The organism is Priestia sp. P5_B4 (assembly GCF_056400385.1).
Genome location: NZ_JBFULJ010000924.1, coordinates 1 through 1,455 on the forward strand (window position 1 = coordinate 1; position 1,455 = coordinate 1,455).

General features: G+C 36.9%; 1 protein-coding gene. It reads right to left on the bottom strand.

The features are described 5' to 3' along the window. Positions 1 to 8: 8 nt before the first annotated feature. A complete protein-coding gene (locus AC1DRF_RS27520; protein WP_029321263.1) occupies positions 9 to 1,373 on the bottom strand; it encodes a glycoside-pentoside-hexuronide (GPH):cation symporter in 1,365 nt (454 codons plus the stop codon). Positions 1,374 to 1,455 lie beyond the last annotated feature (82 nt).

Here is a 1,455-nt window from a genome sequence, read left to right on the forward strand (position 1 = left end):
GATTTGAATTAGCTAGACACTTTCATAGCCGGTTTTTCTTTTATGCGGCTTGAGCGCTTTTTCATATCTTGTAAAATTTCTAAATATCTCTTTTCCGTCAACTCATATTTTACGAGTGGGACAAGTGATAACAAGCAAAGGATGCCTGGAATGATCGTAAAGATTAAAGCAATCCAAATGAGTGTGCTGTGTGACTGAATTTGATTTGGCACATACCCTACCGCTGAAAGGATGTACCCGCCTACTGCTCCACCCACTGCTGAAGCAACCTTTGTTTTGAAAATATTCGTAGAAAACACCATTCCTTCCGCTCGGTTCCCTGTTTTCCATTCGCCGTATTCTACACAGTCAGCGAGCATAGATGTTTGAGCAATGTTGCTAACTCCACCGCCGAAAGAAGCTAAAAAACTTAAAATCATCACCGGCATAACGTGAAAACCGGTTACAAACATTGTAAGAGTAGCTACAGCATTTAGGGCAATTCCCCCTATTGCTGCGCGTTTCTTTCCAAATTTATTTGAAATGAAAGGAGACGCGATCGCTCCTACAATTTGTGCTGTGAAAAATAAGGTTAAATAAAGAGACGCGATATTCTCTGCATTTAAATTGTATTTAAAATAGTAAATAGAAAACGTAGTGCGAATTGTTAAAATCGTTTCAACTAAAAGCATCGAGAAAATTAGATAACGCAACGGTTTATTTTGAATAAATAAGTTCCAAACTGCTTTTGGCGTCTGCTTTTCCTGTCTTTTTACGGTATAGTTTTCTTTTACTCCTGAAAATGTAATAATCATTGTAATCATTAAGATACACGCATAAATAAGACTCAGCATAAACCAGTTCCCAAAATAATGAGCTAGTGGAAGAGTTAATAAACTAGCAAATAAAGACCCTACTGCTGCAATGGTTCTAGGAAACGCCACTACTTTATTTCGTTCTTTTACATCTTGTGTAATCGTTGCTGAAAGCGACCAGTAGGGAATATCCATAATAGCAAAGCTTGTTCCCCATGCGATATAGGTGATATAAGCGTAAATTAATTTTCCTGTATGAGAAAGATCAGGACTAATAAAACACGCGACTGTAGCAACAGCTGCAAAAAATCCGCCTATTAAAAGATAAGGCCTAAACTTACCAAATCTCGTTTCTGTGTTATCAACAATCATTCCGATAATAATGTCTGCAATCCCATCCCATATCCTCGCAATAAGAAATAAAGTTCCTACAGCTGCGGCATTTAATCCTACGCTGTCCGTATAAAAAATCATTAAATATGTACTTGTTAATGCATAAATAATATTGTTTCCAAAACTCCCCATTCCGTATGATAATACGGTTTTTAGAGAAACTTTTGACTGTACCCCCATGCTCATATAACTTAACTCCCTTCTCCTATAAAACGCTTTCATATCATTGGTGACTAGAATCTCATTACTATATGAGATTCTAGTCTTC

What these genes read in the sequence shown, in the direction of transcription:
- AC1DRF_RS27520 (WP_029321263.1), bottom strand. Translation starts at nt 1,373, where the DNA reads ATGAGCATGGGGGTACAGTCAAAAGTTTCTCTAAAAACCGTATTATCA.